Annotated in this window: 23 protein-coding genes; 18 read left to right on the top strand and 5 right to left on the bottom strand. The window is 40.1% G+C overall.

Annotation, left to right across the window (positions count from 1 at the left end; translation table 11 throughout):
• Window positions 1-9: 9 nt before the first annotated feature.
• The 3 genes from PSU78_RS06385 to PSU78_RS06375 form a co-directional block, all read right to left on the bottom strand.
• The gene (locus tag PSU78_RS06385) at window positions 10-204 is read right to left on the bottom strand and encodes a hypothetical protein (protein ID WP_300385920.1); all 195 of its coding nucleotides are present in this window, start codon (window positions 202-204) and stop codon (window positions 10-12) included.
• A 220-nt stretch (window positions 205-424) separates the two neighbouring features.
• Window positions 425-721, bottom strand: coding sequence for an addiction module antidote protein (locus PSU78_RS06380; RefSeq protein ID WP_300385917.1), 297 nt, complete (start codon window positions 719-721; stop codon window positions 425-427).
• Window positions 722-738: 17 nt separating this feature from the next.
• On the bottom strand, window positions 739-1,035 hold the full coding sequence (locus PSU78_RS06375; protein ID WP_300385914.1) for a type II toxin-antitoxin system RelE/ParE family toxin: 297 nt from the start codon (window positions 1,033-1,035) through the stop codon (window positions 739-741).
• 123 nt (window positions 1,036-1,158) lie between these two features.
• Here PSU78_RS06375 and PSU78_RS06370 point away from each other — a divergent pair, with 123 nt between their 5' ends.
• From PSU78_RS06370 to PSU78_RS06325, 10 genes are all read left to right on the top strand, one after another.
• Window positions 1,159-1,467 (top strand): type II toxin-antitoxin system PrlF family antitoxin, encoded by a 309-nt coding sequence (locus tag PSU78_RS06370; RefSeq protein WP_300385912.1) that lies wholly within the window; start codon window positions 1,159-1,161, stop codon window positions 1,465-1,467.
• A gap of 20 nt (window positions 1,468-1,487) precedes the next feature.
• Window positions 1,488-1,982: a type II toxin-antitoxin system YhaV family toxin gene (locus tag PSU78_RS06365; RefSeq protein ID WP_300385910.1), complete on the top strand. Its 495-nt coding sequence runs from the start codon at window positions 1,488-1,490 to the stop codon at window positions 1,980-1,982.
• Between the two features lie 343 nt (window positions 1,983-2,325).
• Window positions 2,326-2,682 carry a hypothetical protein gene (locus tag PSU78_RS06360; RefSeq protein WP_300385907.1) on the top strand — a complete coding sequence of 119 codons (357 nt, stop codon included), beginning with the start codon at window positions 2,326-2,328 and terminating at the stop codon, window positions 2,680-2,682.
• A 35-nt stretch (window positions 2,683-2,717) separates the two neighbouring features.
• Entirely contained in the window at window positions 2,718-3,851 is a 1,134-nt protein-coding gene (locus tag PSU78_RS06355) for a hypothetical protein (protein ID WP_300385904.1), read from the top strand.
• A 19-nt stretch (window positions 3,852-3,870) separates the two neighbouring features.
• Window positions 3,871-5,238 carry a cytochrome P450 gene (locus tag PSU78_RS06350; RefSeq protein WP_300385901.1) on the top strand — a complete coding sequence of 456 codons (1,368 nt, stop codon included), beginning with the start codon at window positions 3,871-3,873 and terminating at the stop codon, window positions 5,236-5,238.
• A 302-nt stretch (window positions 5,239-5,540) separates the two neighbouring features.
• Window positions 5,541-5,882, top strand: coding sequence for a hypothetical protein (locus PSU78_RS06345; protein ID WP_300385898.1), 342 nt, complete (start codon window positions 5,541-5,543; stop codon window positions 5,880-5,882).
• Window positions 5,879-6,454 (top strand): hypothetical protein, encoded by a 576-nt coding sequence (locus PSU78_RS06340; RefSeq protein ID WP_300385895.1) that lies wholly within the window; start codon window positions 5,879-5,881, stop codon window positions 6,452-6,454. The genes PSU78_RS06345 and PSU78_RS06340 overlap by 4 nt, the downstream gene beginning before the upstream one ends.
• Before the next feature lie 500 nt (window positions 6,455-6,954).
• The gene (locus tag PSU78_RS06335) at window positions 6,955-8,166 is read left to right on the top strand and encodes a capsular biosynthesis protein (protein WP_300385892.1); all 1,212 of its coding nucleotides are present in this window, start codon (window positions 6,955-6,957) and stop codon (window positions 8,164-8,166) included.
• Between the two features lie 129 nt (window positions 8,167-8,295).
• On the top strand, window positions 8,296-8,550 hold the full coding sequence (locus PSU78_RS06330; RefSeq protein ID WP_300385889.1) for a helix-turn-helix transcriptional regulator: 255 nt from the start codon (window positions 8,296-8,298) through the stop codon (window positions 8,548-8,550).
• On the top strand, window positions 8,540-9,727 hold the full coding sequence (locus PSU78_RS06325; protein ID WP_300385886.1) for a type II toxin-antitoxin system HipA family toxin: 1,188 nt from the start codon (window positions 8,540-8,542) through the stop codon (window positions 9,725-9,727). The genes PSU78_RS06330 and PSU78_RS06325 overlap by 11 nt, the downstream gene beginning before the upstream one ends.
• A 201-nt stretch (window positions 9,728-9,928) precedes the next feature.
• Here PSU78_RS06325 and PSU78_RS06320 read toward each other — a convergent pair whose 3' ends face one another.
• Together PSU78_RS06320 and PSU78_RS06315 are read right to left on the bottom strand one after the other, a co-directional pair.
• The gene (locus tag PSU78_RS06320) at window positions 9,929-10,333 is read right to left on the bottom strand and encodes a type II toxin-antitoxin system VapC family toxin (RefSeq protein WP_300385883.1); all 405 of its coding nucleotides are present in this window, start codon (window positions 10,331-10,333) and stop codon (window positions 9,929-9,931) included.
• Entirely contained in the window at window positions 10,330-10,563 is a 234-nt protein-coding gene (locus tag PSU78_RS06315) for an antitoxin (protein ID WP_300385880.1), read from the bottom strand. The genes PSU78_RS06320 and PSU78_RS06315 overlap by 4 nt, the downstream gene beginning before the upstream one ends.
• Before the next feature lie 477 nt (window positions 10,564-11,040).
• Between PSU78_RS06315 and PSU78_RS06310 the strand changes: the two genes are divergently transcribed.
• From PSU78_RS06310 to PSU78_RS06275, 8 genes are all read left to right on the top strand, one after another.
• Window positions 11,041-12,186, top strand: coding sequence for a capsule biosynthesis protein (locus PSU78_RS06310; RefSeq protein ID WP_300385877.1), 1,146 nt, complete (start codon window positions 11,041-11,043; stop codon window positions 12,184-12,186).
• 10 nt (window positions 12,187-12,196) lie between these two features.
• Window positions 12,197-12,991, top strand: a complete 795-nt coding sequence (locus PSU78_RS06305; protein ID WP_300385923.1) for an ABC transporter permease — start codon at window positions 12,197-12,199, stop codon at window positions 12,989-12,991.
• Window positions 12,991-13,644, top strand: coding sequence for an ABC transporter ATP-binding protein (locus PSU78_RS06300; protein WP_300385874.1), 654 nt, complete (start codon window positions 12,991-12,993; stop codon window positions 13,642-13,644). Before PSU78_RS06305 ends, PSU78_RS06300 begins: the two co-directional genes overlap by 1 nt.
• 31 nt (window positions 13,645-13,675) lie before the next feature.
• Complete coding sequence (gene rfbB / locus PSU78_RS06295) at window positions 13,676-14,755, top strand: dTDP-glucose 4,6-dehydratase (RefSeq protein ID WP_300385871.1); 1,080 nt, start codon at window positions 13,676-13,678, stop codon at window positions 14,753-14,755.
• A gap of 6 nt (window positions 14,756-14,761) precedes the next feature.
• Entirely contained in the window at window positions 14,762-15,652 is an 891-nt protein-coding gene (gene rfbD / locus PSU78_RS06290) for a dTDP-4-dehydrorhamnose reductase (RefSeq protein ID WP_300385868.1), read from the top strand.
• Window positions 15,653-15,697: 45 nt separating this feature from the next.
• On the top strand, window positions 15,698-16,582 hold the full coding sequence (gene rfbA, locus PSU78_RS06285; protein WP_300385865.1) for a glucose-1-phosphate thymidylyltransferase RfbA: 885 nt from the start codon (window positions 15,698-15,700) through the stop codon (window positions 16,580-16,582).
• Window positions 16,582-17,127, top strand: a complete 546-nt coding sequence (gene rfbC, locus PSU78_RS06280; protein WP_300385862.1) for a dTDP-4-dehydrorhamnose 3,5-epimerase — start codon at window positions 16,582-16,584, stop codon at window positions 17,125-17,127. Before rfbA ends, rfbC begins: the two co-directional genes overlap by 1 nt.
• The coding region (locus tag PSU78_RS06275) for a hypothetical protein (RefSeq protein ID WP_300385859.1) at window positions 17,124-18,513 on the top strand (1,390 nt) is incomplete at its 3' end. The genes rfbC and PSU78_RS06275, both read left to right, overlap by 4 nt.

The following is an 18,513-nucleotide window of genomic DNA, read 5'->3' as shown; positions in this document are numbered from 1 at the left end:
CGCAACTGGTCACGATAGTCCGTTTTGATCGGTCACGATAGCCGTAATACGCACTATTGCTTGGCGATGACGCATTTGTGAAAAATCATCATAGTCAATACCGTGAAGGCGAAACGCTACGCGAAGTATCAAAGGCGCATCAAAAATCAGTTGCCTTGTCACTGGACGAATATCTGACACACCACCCAGATCGCGATACGGCAATGGCTCAGGCTTACCGGACTGGCGCTTATACAATGGCAGAGATTGGTGAGCATTTTGGGGTTCACTACATGACAGTAAGCCGCGCAGTGCGGGGGTGCGGGGGTGCGAGGCGAGACTTAAGGGTATGTTGAAATGTTAGAGCTGACCCCGTTTTTCGTTAGAACTGACCACGTTTTCCGTATTTCTGGATGGGTGGACCCCGTTGTTCAGGACAGTTTTTCTAAACTGAGGCATGCAGTTTAACCCCCATCGCATGCATTACTTTGTTCACTGTATCAAATCGGGGATGTGCGTTGGGACGCAATGCTTTGTATAGAGCCTCGCGTGTGATACCGCTTTTTTGTGCAATATCTGCCATGCCTTTTGCGCGAGCAATAATACCAAGTGCATGGGCAAGCTCTGACGCATCGCCTTCTTCAAGTACGATATTAAGATAGGCAGCGATATCCGCTTCGGTTTTAATATGTTCCGCCATATCAAATTCTGGTAAATCTGCAATTTTAATTTTGTTGGTCATGGTTTTATCCTCTAGGTTTAATCTTCAATATTTTTTGATAATTGAATTGACTTCGTAATATCAGCACTTTGGTTAGATTTATCGCCGCCACCTAGCATGACAATTAACACATCCCCATGCTGAATAAAATACATACGCCAGCCAGCCCCAAAATGCTCGCGCATTTCAACAACACCTTCGCCTACAGGCTTAACGTCACCAAGGTTGCCACGTTGCGCTTTATCAAGTCTGCGCGCAAGCCGAATGCGTGTTACGTTATCTTTAAGGCTATTAAGCCAAGCATCGAATTCTAAGGTGCGTTTAATAATATACATGTTTTATTGTAATTGAGCGATTACAAATTGGCAAGGGTTAGAGAGCGAGTTGTTACTAACCGTTGATTGATATGGCAATGCAAATGCATTACCATTTTAAAAAACTACCGAACTGGAGATGTTATGAACACCGCCACACTTGAAGTTGATTCCACTCTTACTGACCGATATCAAACAACGGTGCCGGAAGCTGTTCGTCGAGTACTAAAATTACAAAAGCGCGACAAGATCCACTTCACGATTCGCCCTAGTGGTGATGTTGTGTTAACTCGCACTGCTGATCCCTTGGAAGATGACCCAGTGCTTGGTAACTTCTTGGGCTTTCTTGCTCGTGACATCACGAACAATCCTCAGCACCTTCAATCAATCGACGGTGGCTTGGTTTGCCGTATTCAATCATTAGCAGGCAATGTTAAAGTCAATCTTAATTAGCCTTTGTCTGCTGACGACGAATGAGCGATCCCCAGCTGGTCGTTAATGGATGGACGATCTTTGCGCATCCGTTGTTCATTAATCAGATTGAGGGACTTATTCAACAGGTAGAATCTCTCAAGAAAAAGCATCCTGACAACTATCAAAATAAGAACGCAAGCAAGCGACTGGCCGCCATTGCAAAGTTGGCATTCGAAGATATACCACAAGAACCAAGCCGAGCTGAATGCAGACAAGGCGATACTATCGGCGATGATTACAAGCATTGGTTCCGCGCCAAATTCTTTCAGCAATACCGTTTGTTCTTTCGTTACCATGCACAAAGCAAAGTAATTGTATATGTATGGGTTAACGACGAGGACACGAAAAGAGCCTACGAGAGCAGCAATGATGCATATCGGCTATTTAGCAAGATGCTAAAAAGCGGGCATCCGCCAGATGATTGGAATAAACTGTTAACCGAAGCTCATGATCAAGCAGGGCGTTTACATAAAATCACTAAAGCAAAATCATAACGCCAAGTGTAATCATGCACACATCGCATACTCAATTTGACATCAAGGCCATCGTCGATCAGTAGGCCCAACAAAAACTTGACTTTATCCATGTGATTACCTCGCTTTTGTGTTAGCGTGACAAAGCCTTAAAAAAGCACGATCAAAAATAGAAAACGTCACGTAAATCTGGCTAATGATCAGCCCATACAAAATATTGATGCTCATAAATTAAGCAGGATACGTGGATTACTTGGTCAAAATTCAGCCGGCACGTATGTCTTGAAATCATTAGTTTTAAAACGGCGCCAACACATGTTGAATGGTAAAATTGCTTCATTAAATAATTTGATGGAATCTATAAATGTTTGATGGGTTAAAAGAAAGGCTGGCTGGGTTTGTTTTGATGACAGCGATAGTTCCGCTTGCTGTATCAGGTTACGTACTAATCGTATATGTCGGGTTTTTTGGTAGAACTGACAGAGGGCGTGCTGGTGTGAGGGCGCTGGATCATTTTGTCAATGCAACACTTTTTAACGGCCATGCCTGGGAGTCTGTTTCTTCTCACGCATGGAGGGAGCGACATCAGTCATGGGCTAAAAGAGTCATCTGGATTACTGACCATTTTCAAAAAGACCATTGTCATCGTGCTAACAAACGCGAGCAGCCAATTGTAGATCTTGTGCTAAGTAAAGGCTTGCAGCACAGAACCATCAAATGAATAATTTTCTTAAAGATGCTGCAAATGCACAAAAGATGCCGGTAAGTAAAAGAAGGGTCTATTACATCGGTGGGTTCGATCCTAGGGGTGCTTCGTTTTATCATCGATTGTACAAGGATGAGGCGCTGAAGCAGGGCACTAGGACTGGTAACCATATTGAGGTCGGTCCTCGTCATAAGGTTTCATCTCATCAACATTCATGGGCGATTAAATCCGACTATCACCAGCATGCAGTCAATACTGATTATCGATTTCTCGGCTGGGATGACATAGTTCGTCAGCATTGGGAAACAAATGGTCTGAGGCTGGTGGCTCTGACCATTAAAGGCTATACCAGATTTATAGCCTGTGGCGCATTAGGGCGCATTCGTAAACTTTACCGAGGGCCTTTCTATAGCGGAATATATCCAGTAGCATTTCTTTTCATAACTGCGCTGCTATCTATAATCTTTGGTGGAATCTCGGTAATTCTAGTCGCAAATGTAAACGCTCCTCCAGTGGTTACAGCTATGGTGAGTTTGCTTGCCATGCTTGCATACTTCTGGATGGGATTGAAGTTGGCAGATCGCCTTGGTGTCTTGTGGTTACTTAGGACTTACCTATTTGTATATTTTTGGGGTGAATCTACCCCTGATAAGTTAAATGCAAGAATTGAAGCGTTTGCAGACATTATTGTGCAAGATCAAAATAATTCACCGTGCGACGAAGTGATTGTTATTGGTCATAGTGTAGGCAGTATCGTCGCCGTATCTGTAGTGGCGCGAGCATTAGAAAAGTCGGCTGAAAAACTTAATTTATCGCTGGTCACTTTGGGGCAATGCATTCCATTGCTAAGCCTAATCCCAACTGCAGAGGCATTTCGACAAGACTTAAAAACCTTGGCTGAGCATCCTGATGTTGCCTGGTTAGACATGGTGGCACGTGCAGATGCACTTTGCTTTTCTCAAGTTGACCCCATTAAGGCATCAGGTATTGATTCCTCTATGGTAAGGTGGCCTAAGCAACAGATTGTGCGGCCTTTTAAGATGTTTTCACCTGAACAATATAAACGCCTTAAGCGTAATAAATTGCGCCTGCATTTCCAGTACTTAATGTCGAGTGAATATCAAACCGATTATGATTATTTCCTGTTAACGGCAGGGTCTAGTCGTTTGTGCTTTTCAGAATAACCATTAATAAAGTAACTATATGACTTTTCAACCATCCTACCCAAAGCCGCATAAAAATAAAACATCATTCATCTTGCGCTTCATTCGTGGTAGTCGCTCTTGGTTAGAAGTGCTATTTGAAAAAAGTTATAGAATGAAAATGGGGCAGATTAAGCAGCCAGGTTTAGAAGTGTTTATGGTGAATGATCCAAGTCTTATTAAGCGTATTCTAGTTGATGAACCAAAAAAATATCCTAAACATTGGATCATGCACCAAATTCTTAAGCCGCTTCTTGGTAACAGCATATTTACAACCAATGGTAAAGTATGGGAAAGACAACGTCGTTTGGTGGATGCTGGATTTGGTCAGGCGCGACTCAAACTCGTATTCCCTTTGATGATAGATGCAATAGCTGACATGCTAAATCGACTAGATAGTCAGGCAAACGACAAAGCTTTTGAAATTGATACTGAAATGACGCATATTACTGCGGACATTATTTTTCGCACTATACTTTCACAAAAATTAGATGCTGCTAGTGCAGAGTTGACTTTTAAAGCTTTTAACGAATTTCAGCGACAAGCCCAGCGAGCTTTTATGCTAAAGATATATTGGTTACCCTCATTCTTTGCTAAAAGAGCGAGTAATCTAGCCGCAAATAAAATTCGTCCAGTGATTGCCGATGTAATAGCTAAGCGCTATCGCGAAAAGGATGATGAAAATGCACACCAACATAACGATATTTTAGCTGGCATTATGGAGGCAGTTGATCCTGAAGACCAAGATAGCTTTAGTTATGATGAAATGGTTGATCAGATATGCATGTTGTTTCTTGCTGGACATGAAACTTCAGCGAGCGCACTTACATGGTCTATGTATTTAATTTCCAACTGCCCAGATTTACAGATGAAAATGTATGAAGAAATTCAAGCAGTGACAAATGGGCAATCACTAGAGTTTGAGCATATAAAAAAACTGAGCACAGTCAATAATGTATTTAAAGAAGCGCTGCGCCTTTACCCTCCTGTGGGGTTTTTTACAAGAGAAGCTACTGAAAATCATTGTATGCGTGATAAGGAAATAAAAGCTGGGGCAGCCTTAGTCATTTCACCGTGGCTAATTCAGCGTAATGAAGATTATTGGAAAAATGCGCATAATTTTGAGCCTGAGCGATTTGATACAGTTGAGGGTAAAGAGTCTGAAAAATGCGCCTATATTCCATTTAGCAAGGGTCCGCGAGTTTGTACAGGCCAGACATTTGCAATTCAAGAAGCAATTTTAATTTTAGCAAGCTTAGTAAGGCGATATAAAATACATACTGTTACTGAGCATGTGCCACATGCGGTAGGGCGAGTAACGATACGCCCAGAAAATGGTGTCAAAATTCGATTAACGCAACGAACTTAAGTGATTTTTTTTACTGGTTTAGAAGCACAACTATTTCTCTGATGCACAAAGCCAGTTAAATCAACAGGATACCTATTCTGAATTATGTCTTGAATTTTATTTAATTCCTTATGCATGATCACCACTCATAATCATCCAGAAAGGCTACGTCAAAGCTTTTAACACTTCATTACGTGTAAGGTAAACATTTAGATTGATTGGGTATCCGTATTCCATGATTGATATCAACAGTAACAGTGTAGCGCTTGACTAATTATACGGTATTACGTATAATACACTCTTTCGTATTAAGGAAAGATATCATGTCAAACTTTACTGTAGCAATCCCAGATGATTTACTCACTGATGCCAAGGTTATGGCAGCCAAGGCTGGCACATCGGTCAATGCAATTATCCGTAATCTTCTTGATGGGTTTGTTCAGAATGAAAGCTCTCCGATGACGGGAAATTTCGAGATACTGCTTCAATATTCTCTTGGTCAGTTGACAGCAAAAAAAGCTGTTAAATTGCTTCATATGGAAGATGAGGTAGCTCTTCAGTCGCTAACACTTAAAGCTGGCTTTCCTCTGCCAAGGTTATCTCTTAAGGAGGCTGAGGTTATGAAGAAGCACTTTGGCGAAATGCTAAACAAGGCATCAGCGTGAAGTGTGGTATTGTCATTGTAGATGCTGGACCGTTAAAGACGCTGGCGTATGGTGACGGACTTGGTCTGTTACTTGTTCCGAAGATTCCTGTTTATATATCTGACATGGTAATTTTGGAGCTGCGCAACGGAGAGCAATTTTCAGGAAACATAAAGGCACTTGCATTCATTAAAAACCACATGGGAAAGGGCATTGAAGAGGTTGAGACGGGAGTCCCAGAGAATTTAGAAAAGATGCTTGACGTGAACGTCGATCCTGGAGATGAATCCATTCGCCGTATAATTAACAAATACGAAGATGAAACAGATGGCGGCGAATATGCTCTACTTGTATCAGAAGATGACAAGTTTATGCGGACCGCTGATCCATTTGGACATACTTTTATGATGACAACGCGTCCATTTCTGCAGGAGCTTGAGGATCGCGGCTTGATTGAAGATGCTGAGGCTATCATGATCAGAGCCGAAAAAGAAGCAATCGCTGCAGGCGAGACTCCTGGCCGAGGTCAATTCAATAGGAAGCGAGAATGGAACAGCCCTCCTGTAAGTAATCGACTGGTTAAGCCGTTTTAGTTTTAATAGCAAAAACGTATTTTCTGATTTACATCAATCACAAAATACGGATACCCGATTGATTTAAATCTACTAGATGTTATACAATATTTTTGAGTAATCACTCCCCCCATTGCAAATGGGACAAAGAAATGCAGGGCACTGTACATACCTCGTTAAATTTCTCGTAATTGATTAAACGCCTACCTGTAGAAGCTAATAGTAAATTTACTAAAAAGGATATATGGTTATATTTAAGCTTTTGTTGCATTCGTCATCCTTATCCCGAAGATACCCCATCGTTGCTGATCGCTTAGGGCTTAAGCAATCAGCTTTACTCTTCCGATCCCCACTTCAACGAGCAAAACGCTACGTGAAGATTGAAGCAATGACAGGTATGTGGTCATGGTGCTGAGCCACATCAATCTGGCCACGGCCTACGCAGCACTAAATGCCTTATCTGAGACATTCCCAGATGCCATTTTTCTTCAGGATGGCGAAGGTCGCCTTGCTCATTAGTAATGATTAAAGCTGGGATTGACGCCTTTAATGGTAAAAATGTACTTCTGTTACAAGGACCAGTTGGGCCATTTTTCCGTCGCCTAGCGCGCGATTTAGAATCCCATGGCGCACACGTTCACAAAGTAAACTTCAATGGTGGGGATTGGCTTTTTTACCCTACTAATGCCATCTCTTTTCGTGGAATAGCAGATGATTGGCCTGATTTTTTTGATCAGCTTCTCATCCGTTATAGTATTGATGTAGTAATGCTATTTGGTGATTGTAGGCCACATCATCGTGTTGCTCATGAAATTGCTCAGTTACGGGGGGTTGAAATAGGCGTTTTTGAAGAAGGTTATATACGACCTGATTACATTACATTAGAACTCTTTGGCACTAACGACAACTCTTTGTTGCCAAGAGAAATGGAGTATTATCAAGAACATGAAGCTACGGAGTTACCTAAAGCCTTAGAAGTTGGCCAGACATTTTCTTATGCAGCGTGTTGGGCAATGCTCTACTATCTGGCATGTACGCTGTTATGGCCAATCTACTGGCATTATCAGCATCACCGCCCACTTAATTTGCTTGAAGGATTATATTGGGTACGCGCATTTTGGCGAAAAAGGTACTACGCCCATGCCGAGCGAAATGTATTGAAAAATCTACTCAGCAACCATGACGGTAATTATTTTCTCGTGCCATTGCAGGTGCATAACGATGCGCAAATTTACTTTCATTCACACTTTGCGTCAGTTAAAGATTTTATTCATTCCACTATGCATTCGTTTGCCATGCATGCACCTAATGAAACGCTGCTAGTTATTAAACATCATCCTTTAGATAGGGGTTACCATGATTACGCAAAATGCATAACAAAATTTGCACGGTTAAATGGCGTTGAGAATAGGGTGTTCTACATTCATGATCAACATTTACCTACATTGTTTAATCATACACGTGGTGTGGTTGTGGTGAACAGTACGGTTGGGCTTTCTGCACTTGCTCACGCTCTGCCAGTCAAGGTTTGTGGCAGAGCGCTATACAATATATCTGGATTAACATTTCAGGGCGCGGTTAATCAATTCTGGCAACAGGCGCCATTGCATCTCATAGATCAAAAACTATATAGCAGTTTCCAGCACTATTTGATTAGTCGCACTCAGTTAAATGGCAACTTCTACAAGCGACTGGATATTGCAGATACACACGCAGGGATTTTGTGGAGCTAGTTTAACTCACCATTATTTTTTTGTAGAGTGTAAAATTTGCGTATGAGTCGTGTATAAATGTATATTATTGTTTACATTTAATATAAATACACATAAAATGTTCGATATCTAATACATTTAATGTGTGTCATGGACAATCATATTCTCAATCTGCAGGACATGGGTTTAGCCATTAGAAGAGAAAGAAAGCTTCTCAAACTTACTCAAGATCAGTTGGCTCAAAAAGCCAATATGAGACGTCAAACAATCATTAGCATTGAAAAAGGTGAGGATGCTAACATCACCAGCCTATTTAAAATTTTAATGGCACTTAATTTCTGTATGGAGTTAAAGCCTATTAGGCCAGATTATACGAAGCTTGGGGATTTGCTTAATGAATCTTGATAAGATCAAATCGCTTCAAGTGGTAACGCCGCAAGGCGCGTCTGGATTTTTAAGCAAAGAAGCTAGATTCTCATTTAATTACACCAACAGCGAAAAACATGCCGAGGTATCTCTTAGTATGCCGATGCGTGCTGAAAGCTATAGTGGAGGCGGTTTGTTCTCTGTATTTGCTATGAATAAACCAGAAGGCTATTTGTTAGACTCCCTAAAAAATAGATTCGGGAAGGTCGCCAAGCTCGACGATATGTCGCTATTAAAGATCACAGGTAAACATCAAATTGGACGACTTAGTTATATTGACCCTAGTGACATGGTTGAATCCAAAAAATCCACGGTTAGCCTAGATGACCTTGTAAAATCAACAGCCTCTGAGGAGCTGTTTAATTATCTGGTAGATACATATTTTGATTCAGGCATCTCTGGATTTCAACCTAAAGTTTTGGTGGCTGATAAAAACCTTAATTCCCCCGTCATTGACAAGGCAACAGCGGTAACGCCAGATTTGATCGTAAAATCGGCTGGTGATGATTACCCGCATCTTGCTGAAAATGAGTTTATGTGTATGTCTGTTGCCATAGAGGCAGGAATTAGCGCGCCTGAATTTTGGTTAAGTGAAGATAACGGTCTTTTTATTTTAAGGAGATTCGATATCACAGATAGCGGAAATCGACTGGGTATGGAAGATATGTGCGCATTAACCAATACCTCCGCTGACGATAAGTATCATGGAAGCTACGAGGGAGTTGGGCGCATCATCGCTTCTTTATGTGGCAGTAACTCAACTGAAAGTTTGCATCGGTATTTTGAGTATGTGGCACTGTCGGTTTTAGTGAAAAATGGAGATGCACACCTTAAGAATTTTTCGTTGATTTATGAGCATCCTGGTGCAGAAGTTAAGCTTTCTCCAATTTATGACGTAGTCACTACATCAGTCTATCAGAGCACTAATCCTAGAACTGGCATGAATATTATCGATCGCACAATGGCGCTTGGTATGAATAAGTCTAAAAATTACCCAGATAACAATGCGCTCTGTAAATTTGGTCGAAGCATCTGTGGCGTATCAAGACCTCAGGAAGTAATTGATCGCATTGAAGCGGCTAAAATAACAGTCATTCGTGATAGTAAAGGTCGAATTGACGATGGTTTTTTAGCTGACATGATAAAGGTCTGGTAAGTTAAATCCACACTGGCCGATAAGATTGAGAGTGGCTGCAAGTTAAAAGAAAATTTCCAACTTAATTTAATTGGCAGCACGCAGTTAAATGGTAATTTTTATAAGCGGCTTAATATTCCAGATTCACATAGTGGTTTGATTTGGACAGAGTGAATTTAAGCGTTTTATCGGGTATTCGTAAAGTTTTGTGTATTAGCTAAATTAACAGCTAATCCAATCAACCAGCTTAATGCCTGTTATGCGACTAAACTCTTTGGTATTGTTTGATACCAGCGTTACATTTAGGCTTAAAGCATGTGCACCTATCATCGTATCTAATGGGCCAATTGGAATGCCTTGTTTTTCCAGTGTCGCGCGCAGTGTTCCATAGTACTCAGTGGCTGGCTCATCAAAATCTACCACTTCTAAGGGCAGAATAAACTCATCTAGCGCAGCCTGATTTTTTTCCTTAAACTGACTCTTGGCAACGCCATACCTTAACTCAGCCAGTGTTACGGATGAAATGCAAATATCACCGATTTGATAAGCACTAAACTTTTGCAGGATGTCTCTCGGCTTTTTCTTGATAATGGCGATGCAAATATTAGTATCTAACATCAACTTCATGCAAACAAATCCTCGCGGATTTGTGATTCAGGCTGATTGCGATCAGCCATAAAATCCGCACTGAACTTATCTAAGCTTTCAGCAAGCACGTCCCAGGAATGATTGGCAGGAATCAATACCACAGCATTACCTGAACGCTTGATGATGACCTCATCACCTTCAAATCGAAAATCCTTCGGCAACCGCACTGCCTGACTTTGACCGTTCTGAAATAGTTTGGCTGTTCTCATAACAAACTCCCATTTAGTATATATTTTAAGTATAGATTAATAAGGCGGGCTGTCAATACAAATTAATCACTAATACACATAACTTTACGAATAGCCGTTTTATCTAGGTAGAATATTTTGAGTCACTTTTGATTCATATTTTTTGTTTTTATAAATTGATAATACCTGTAAATTTTTGTTGTGTGGTAATGCCTTTGTAATAAAAGGGTTATATCAAGTATAATCAAAAATGCAGTGCGTATAATTCAAAAAAAATGAACAAATTGACTCCAGTTATTTTATGTGCCACAGCAGGCTTTTTCCTGTAGTCAGTTTCTCGTGAAATACACCTTAAACTTTCATTCATTATGGTGGATGAACAAATTTTGCTATAAAAATACTTTTACGCGGCTTAATGCCAAGCTGGTAATTGCTTGAGTAAACGGTATCGAAAGTGTTATCGGCTTATTATTAGCCAAAATAAATATGGAATAAAGAATGATAGAAATACCCAAAAATACTAAATCTGATCACTTAGGACTACCCATTAAAAGATATATATCACGCATCAATTGGCTATTTGTATCTACAGTTGTTTTCCCCACAACTATTGCTATTATTTACTATGGTTTTATTGCATCTGACGTATTTATTTCAGAGTCGCAATTTGTGGTCCGTAGCCCAGAGAAGCAATCTGCTTCTCCATTAGGTTCGCTACTAAAAGGTTCTGGCTTTTCCCATTCTCAAGATGATAGTTACATAGTAAAAGACTTTGTACTGTCGCGTGATGCGCTACAAAAGTTAGATGATTACATGTCTATCCGTAAGGCTTTCTCTAATAAAAATGTAGATCGTGTCAGTAGGTTTGCAGGTCTAGATACTGATGATAGCTTTGAAGCATTGCACCGCTATTACAAAAAAATGGTAGATAGTCAGCTTGATTCTAGCTCATCTATCACTACGCTTACTGTACGAGCATTTACTGCTGACGACGCTTATAAAATGAATAAAGCACTACTCATTATGAGTGAAGTGTTGGTCAATCAGCTCAATGAAAACGGCCGCCGCGATATGATTAAATTTGCGACCGGTGAAGTTGAGGGAGCTGCAGTTAAGGCTAAGGTGGCAGCACTAGCGCTATCAACTTACCGCAATAAAAAAGGCGTGATAGATCCTGAAAAGCAATCTGCAATTCAATTGCAGCAAATTTCAAAGTTGCAAGAACAGTTACTCTTAACAAAATCGCAGCTCATGCAACTGACGAGTTTCACCAAAGACAATCCACAAATACCAGCTTTGCAAAAACAAGTAGAGTTACTAGAGCATGAAATTTCTCTACAAATGAATCAAGTGACAGGGGGTGAAAAGTCATTCTCAAGTAAAGCTGCAGAGTATCAGCGCTTGCAATTAGAACGTGAGTTTGCTGATAAACAGCTAGCTATTGCTATGGCATCGCTAGAGTCAGCTCGCAATGAAGCGATAAGAAAACAACTATATCTAGAGCGCATATCACAACCAAGCAAACCTGACTATCCAGCAGAGCCACGTAGGTTAAGGTCAATTATTGCCACACTAGTGTTAGGCTTAATTGCTTGGGGGATTTTAAGTATTTTATTAGCAGGCGTGCGTGAGCACAAAGACTAATGGTCTATCAATGAATGTGAATAGCACAACTTCTTTAGCACGCTCGTTTGTAATTCAAAGGCGCGTAATTTTTGCACTTTTAATGCGTGAAATTATTACGCGTTACGGGAGACATAACATAGGTTTCATGTGGCTTTTTTTAGAACCAATGTTGTTTACATTGGGCGTGACTACCTTATGGACAATGCTGAAGCTGACACATGGTAGTGGTTATACAATTGCAGCTTTTGCAGTGACTGGTTATTCATCAATTCTTTTATGGCGAAATTGTAGTAACAGAGTTGTAGGTGCAATTGGTCCAAATTTAAGCCTAATGCACCACCGCAATGTACGTGTTATAGACATTTATATATCAAGGTTGATTTTAGAAATAGCAGGGGCAAGCACATCATTAATTGTGCTAACTTTGACATTCTCTTCAATTGGTTGGATGAATTTACCTGATGATGTGCTTGTTGTGGCGATTGGTTGGTTTTTACTAGCATGGTTCGCTGTAGCATTAAGTTTAATCGTAGGTGCTGCATCTGAGCGTTCAGAAATGGTTGAGCGAGTATGGCATATTATGACTTACTTAATGTTTCCGCTATCTGGGGCGGCTTTCTTAGTTGATTGGTTTCCTACATCCGCACAAAAGCTAATGCTTTTAGTTCCAATGGTGCATGGCACAGAAATGATTCGCCATGGTTTTTTTGGCGCAGCTGTAAGAACGCATGAAGACCCCATATACCTTTTATTAGTTAATATTGTGATGACCTTTTTAGGCTTAGCTTTGGTGAGAGAAACAGGTAGGCGGTTAGAGCAATAATGATACGGTTGGAGAATGTAACAAAAATATACGATACCAGGCTAGGTAAGCGCACTGTACTTCACGACATTAATTTAAGTGTTGCTAAAGGTGAAAAGTTAGGCATTTTAGGTAGAAACGGTGCGGGTAAATCTACTTTAATTCGCTTACTGAGTGGGGCGGAGCTGCCCTCTCATGGGGTCGTGAATCGTGGAATGAGTATTTCTTGGCCATTAGCTTTTAGTGGCGCTTTTCAAGGTAGCTTAACAGGTATAGATAATTTAAAGTTTATTTGTAGGGTTTATAACAAGCCGATAGAACCTGCTATTGAGTTTGTAAAAGAGTTTTCTGTATTGGGTGAATATTTATATGAACCTGTAAAGAAATATTCATCAGGTATGAGCGCTCGCTTAGCTTTTGCTATTTCAATGGCAGTAGAGTTTGATTGTTTTTTGATTGATGAGATTGTTGCAGTGGGAGATAGCCGCTTTCATGAAAAGTGCCATATTGAATTGTTTGAGAAGCGTAAAGATAGAGCGATGGTAATCGTTTCTCATAATGAAGATTACGTTAGACATCACTGTCAGCATGCCGCTGTGCTAGTTGACGGAAAATTGTATCAGTTTGATGAAATTGAAGGCGCATTAACTTTTTACCACAGTAGTGCAAATTGAAGTTTATAAATAATAGTAAAAAAGGTTAAAAATGATATTGGTTACAGGTGCCGCTGGGTTTATAGGCTCAAATTTTGTTTTAGATTGGTTTGAAACTAATAATGAAGCTGTAGTAAATTTAGATAAGCTTACTTATGCAGGCAACTTGCAAAATTTAGCGGGTTTACAGGGCAATGATAAGCATATCTTTGTGCATGGCGACATTGGAGATAGCGCTCTTTTAACCAAGCTTCTATCTGAACATAAGCCTAGAGCTGTTGTTAACTTTGCAGCAGAGTCTCATGTGGATCGTTCTATTCATGGTCCAGAAGATTTTATTCAAACCAATATTGTGGGTACATTTCATTTGTTAGAAGCTGTACGCACTTACTGGAATTCGCTACCTGAAAAAGAAAAACAAGATTTTAGATTTTTACACGTATCTACAGATGAAGTATATGGGTCACTTGGGGCAGACGAGCCTGCATTTACTGAAAAGCATCAGTATGAACCAAATAGCCCTTACTCAGCCAGTAAGGCGGCAAGTGATCATTTGGTACGTGCTTATCATCATACTTACGGTTTGCCTGTATTAACAACCAACTGCTCTAATAATTACGGACCTTATCACTTCCCAGAAAAGCTTATTCCGTTAGTTATACACAATGCGTTAGCTGGCAAATCACTACCAATTTATGGGGATGGCCAACAAATACGTGATTGGTTATACGTAAAAGACCATTGCAGTGCTATTAGACGCGTACTTGAAGCAGGCGCGGTTGGTGAGGTTTACAACGTAGGTGGTTGGAATGAAAACCCCAACTTAGAGGTAGTAAATACCTTATGTGCCATTTTGGATGAATTGCAACCACGAACAGATGGCGAGTCTTACGCTAAGCAAATCACTTATGTGAAAGATAGACCGGGGCATGATAAACGCTATGCAATTGATGCAAGCAAAATTGAACGTGAATTAGGCTGGAAACCTGTAGAAACATTTGAAACAGGGATTAAAAAAACGGTGCAATGGTATTTGGACAATCAAGATTGGGTAACTAATATTACAACAGGTGTTTATCGAGATTGGGTGCAAACGCAATACTCAGCCGTTGATAAATCAAATGCGAAATAATTAAATATGAAAATATTATTATTGGGTAAAAATGGCCAAGTAGGTTGGGAGTTACAACGCAGTTTAGCTGTGTTGGGTGAAGTGGTTGCTTTGGGTACTGATAGTACTGACTACTGTGGTGATTTCACTAATTTACAGGGTTTGGCTGATACAGTTGATCAAGTCCGTCCTGATTATATTGTCAATGCGGCGGCTTATACTGCGGTAGACAAAGCCGAGAGTGAGCCTGAATTAGCAAGGCTTGTTAACGCATTAGCGCCTGAAGTGTTAGCAAAAGCGGCGGAAAAAATTGGCGCGTGCTTTGTACATTACTCTACTGATTATGTGTTCGACGGCGGTGGAGAGCAGCCATGGGTGGAGAGTGATATACAAAAGCCACTTAATATATACGGTCAAACTAAATTAGAAGGTGAGCAGCTAATAGCGGCTGCATGTACTCAATACCTTATTTTTCGCACAAGTTGGGTATATGCCGCACGCGGTGCAAACTTTGCCAAAACTATGCTACGCCTAGCTAAAGAGCGTGATCGCCTTACTGTAATTAGTGATCAATTCGGCGCACCAACAGGTGCAGAGTTGCTTGCGGACAGTACTTCCCATGCTATTCGAAGTATCGAAAGCAATCCAAAGCTATCAGGTATTTATCACTTGGCTGCAAGTGGGGAAACCACTTGGTATGGCTACGCTAAATTTGTAATTAATCAAGCTCAACAAGCGGGAGCGGTGTTAAAAGTTAATGTGGATGCGATTGACCCAGTGCTTACATCAGCGTTTCCTACACCAGCAACGCGACCATATAACTCGCGGCTAAATACAACTAAGTTTAAAAATGCGTTTAATCTAGAGCTGCCAAATTGGCAACAAGGCGTTGCACGCATGCTTAATGAAATTCTTTAAATATTAAAAAATGTCTAAATATTAACGGTGGAGTAAATAATAAAAATGATAAATCGTAAAGGCATTATTCTTGCGGGTGGTTCTGGCTCTCGCTTACACCCTGCAACTCTTGCAATAAGCAAGCAGTTGCTACCAGTGTACGACAAACCAATGATCTATTATCCATTAAGCACTCTCATGCTGGCAGGAATAAGAGATATTTTAATTATATCAACACCACAAGATACACCACGCTTTGAACAGCTATTAGGCAATGGTGAAAAATGGGGTCTCAATTTACAATATGCAGTGCAAAATTCGCCGGATGGTCTTGCACAAGCTTTTATTATTGGTGAAGATTTTATTGGGGATAGCCCAAGTGCATTAGTGCTTGGGGATAATATTTTTTACGGACATCATTTTAATCAACTATTAAGTAGCGCCATGCAACGCACAGAAGGCGCAAGCGTATTTGCTTATCATGTGCATGACCCTGAACGCTACGGTGTGGCTGAGTTTGATGCCACAGGCAAAGTATTATCATTAGAAGAAAAACCAGCACAGCCTAAATCAAACTATGCAGTGACAGGTTTATATTTTTACGACAATCAAGTAGTAGAGCTTGCTAAGAACCTTAAGCCTTCACCAAGAGGTGAGCTTGAAATTACTGATTTAAATCGATTGTATCTAGAAAAAAGCCAACTTAATGTGGAAATTATGGGGCGAGGCTATGCATGGCTAGATACAGGCACACATGAATCTCTGCTAGAAGCAGGGCAGTTTATTGCCACACTAGAAAACCGCCAAGGTTTAAAAGTAGCCTGCCCAGAAGAGATTGCTTTTAGGCAGCACTGGATAGATGCCAAACAGCTAGAGCAACTAGCGCAACCCCTCACTAAAAATGGTTATGGAAAATACCTGATGCAAATTTTAAAAGAGGATATTTTTTAATGAAAGTGACCCGCCTTGCTATTCCTAATGTTGTTTTACTAGAACCCATAGTGTTTAGTGATGACAGAGGCTTCTTTTTTGAAAGCTTTAATCAAGCCAAATTTGAAGAAGCAATTGGTAAAAAAGTGAGCTTCGTACAAGATAATCACTCAAAATCAACTAAAAACGTATTGCGCGGTTTGCACTATCAAATTCAACAACCGCAAGGCAAACTAGTGCGAGTAGTGCAGGGCGAGGTGTTTGACGTGGCGGTAGATATACGCAAAAATTCACCCACGTTTGGGCAATGGGTTGGTGAAATATTAAGTGCAGAAAACAAACGCCAACTATGGGTGCCAGAGGGCTTTGCCCATGGCTTTGTAACGCTATCAGAAACAGCAGAGTTTTTATATAAAACCACAGATTATTACGCCCCAGCATTTGAGCGTTGTATTAAATGGGATGATGCAAATTTAGCAATTGATTGGATGGTGAGCGATGCACCTTTAGTATCAGCCAAAGATACTGTGGGTAAAAGCTTGATTGAAGCTGAGGTATTTGCTTGAAACCCCAAGCTAAACGTTTAATCGTTGTATTAGGGATGCATAGAAGTGGCACCAGTGTCATTACGCGGGCGCTCAATGTGCTGGGTGTAGAGTTAGGTGACAAGTTGCTCCCTCCTGTTGTGGGTGATAATGATAAAGGTTATTTTGAAGATGCAGACATAAATATCCTTAATATCGAAATCTTGCAATCGCTAGGTCTAGATTGGCACTCGTTAACTCCTATATCCTCAGTTGATGTAAATCAACTAAAAGAAAAAGGTTACTTCTTACGCGCCATAGATTTATTACGTAACAAAACATCTAATTCAGATTTATTTGGGATTAAAGATCCGAGAGTTACAAAGCTATTGCCGTTCTGGCAAGCGGTCTTTAAACAATCTTCATTTGATGTTAGTTACTTAATGGTTATACGTAACCCACTTAGCGTGGCTAAATCATTATCAAAGCGCTCTAATTTTAGTCATGAAAGGACATATCTACTATGGTTGAGTCATATTCTTACTGCCTTAAATTCCATAAAAAATGAAAACAAAGAGGTTTTTATCGACTATGATAATTTCCTAGAAAGCCCAATAAAAAATATAGACTATATTTCTAGCACGCTAAAGTTAACTATAATCCCTCACGAGTTAGAGGTTTATAACAACAGTTTTTTAGAACCATCATTAAGGCACTCCAAATATAATATTAACGAACTAAAGTTAGATTCAGCTTGCCCACCACTTGCTTTTGAAGTCTACTCACAGCTATTAGATTATGCAGTTAATAGGAATCCTATCAACAATGCAGAACTTAATGAAAAAATAGAAGCATGGTGTATTGAATTCAGTAGGCTTGAAACAGGTTTACATTTACTTGATAACATATCTCTTCAAAAAGACAATATTACGCAAGAGCTAAATAGTAAAAATGCCAAATTAAATGACTTGCTAAAAAATATAGCATCATATGATAGTGATATTCTACAGAGCGCATTTGATGCTAATTGGTACTTAGAAAAAAACCCAGATGTAGCAGCTGCAGGTGTAGATTCCTTTACTCACTATATAGATCACGGGATACAAGAGGGACGCTTACCATCAGAAAATGTTTATGCTTTTATTGTGAGTTCATTTATAACACATAATGATAAGTTAAATGAGCGTTCTCAGAATGAGCTACTAAGAACCAAAGTGCAATACAGCGAAGAACTAGCTAACGTACAAAACCAAACAGAAAAGCTGTTATTCGAGCTGACCTCACGATGGAAATTAAACTCTGATCAATTAACAACTATAAATCAATCCAGCGAAAAGTATTTTGAAAAGCAATCTTTAGTAATTCAAAAATTGGAAGAACAGCAAAAAGACTATATACAACAAATTAACGATGTAAGGTTAAAGCTTG

The organism is Methylotenera sp. (assembly GCF_029945705.1).
Lineage (GTDB): Bacteria > Pseudomonadota > Gammaproteobacteria > Burkholderiales > Methylophilaceae > Methylotenera.
This window is presented reverse-complemented; position numbering and strand designations above follow the sequence as displayed.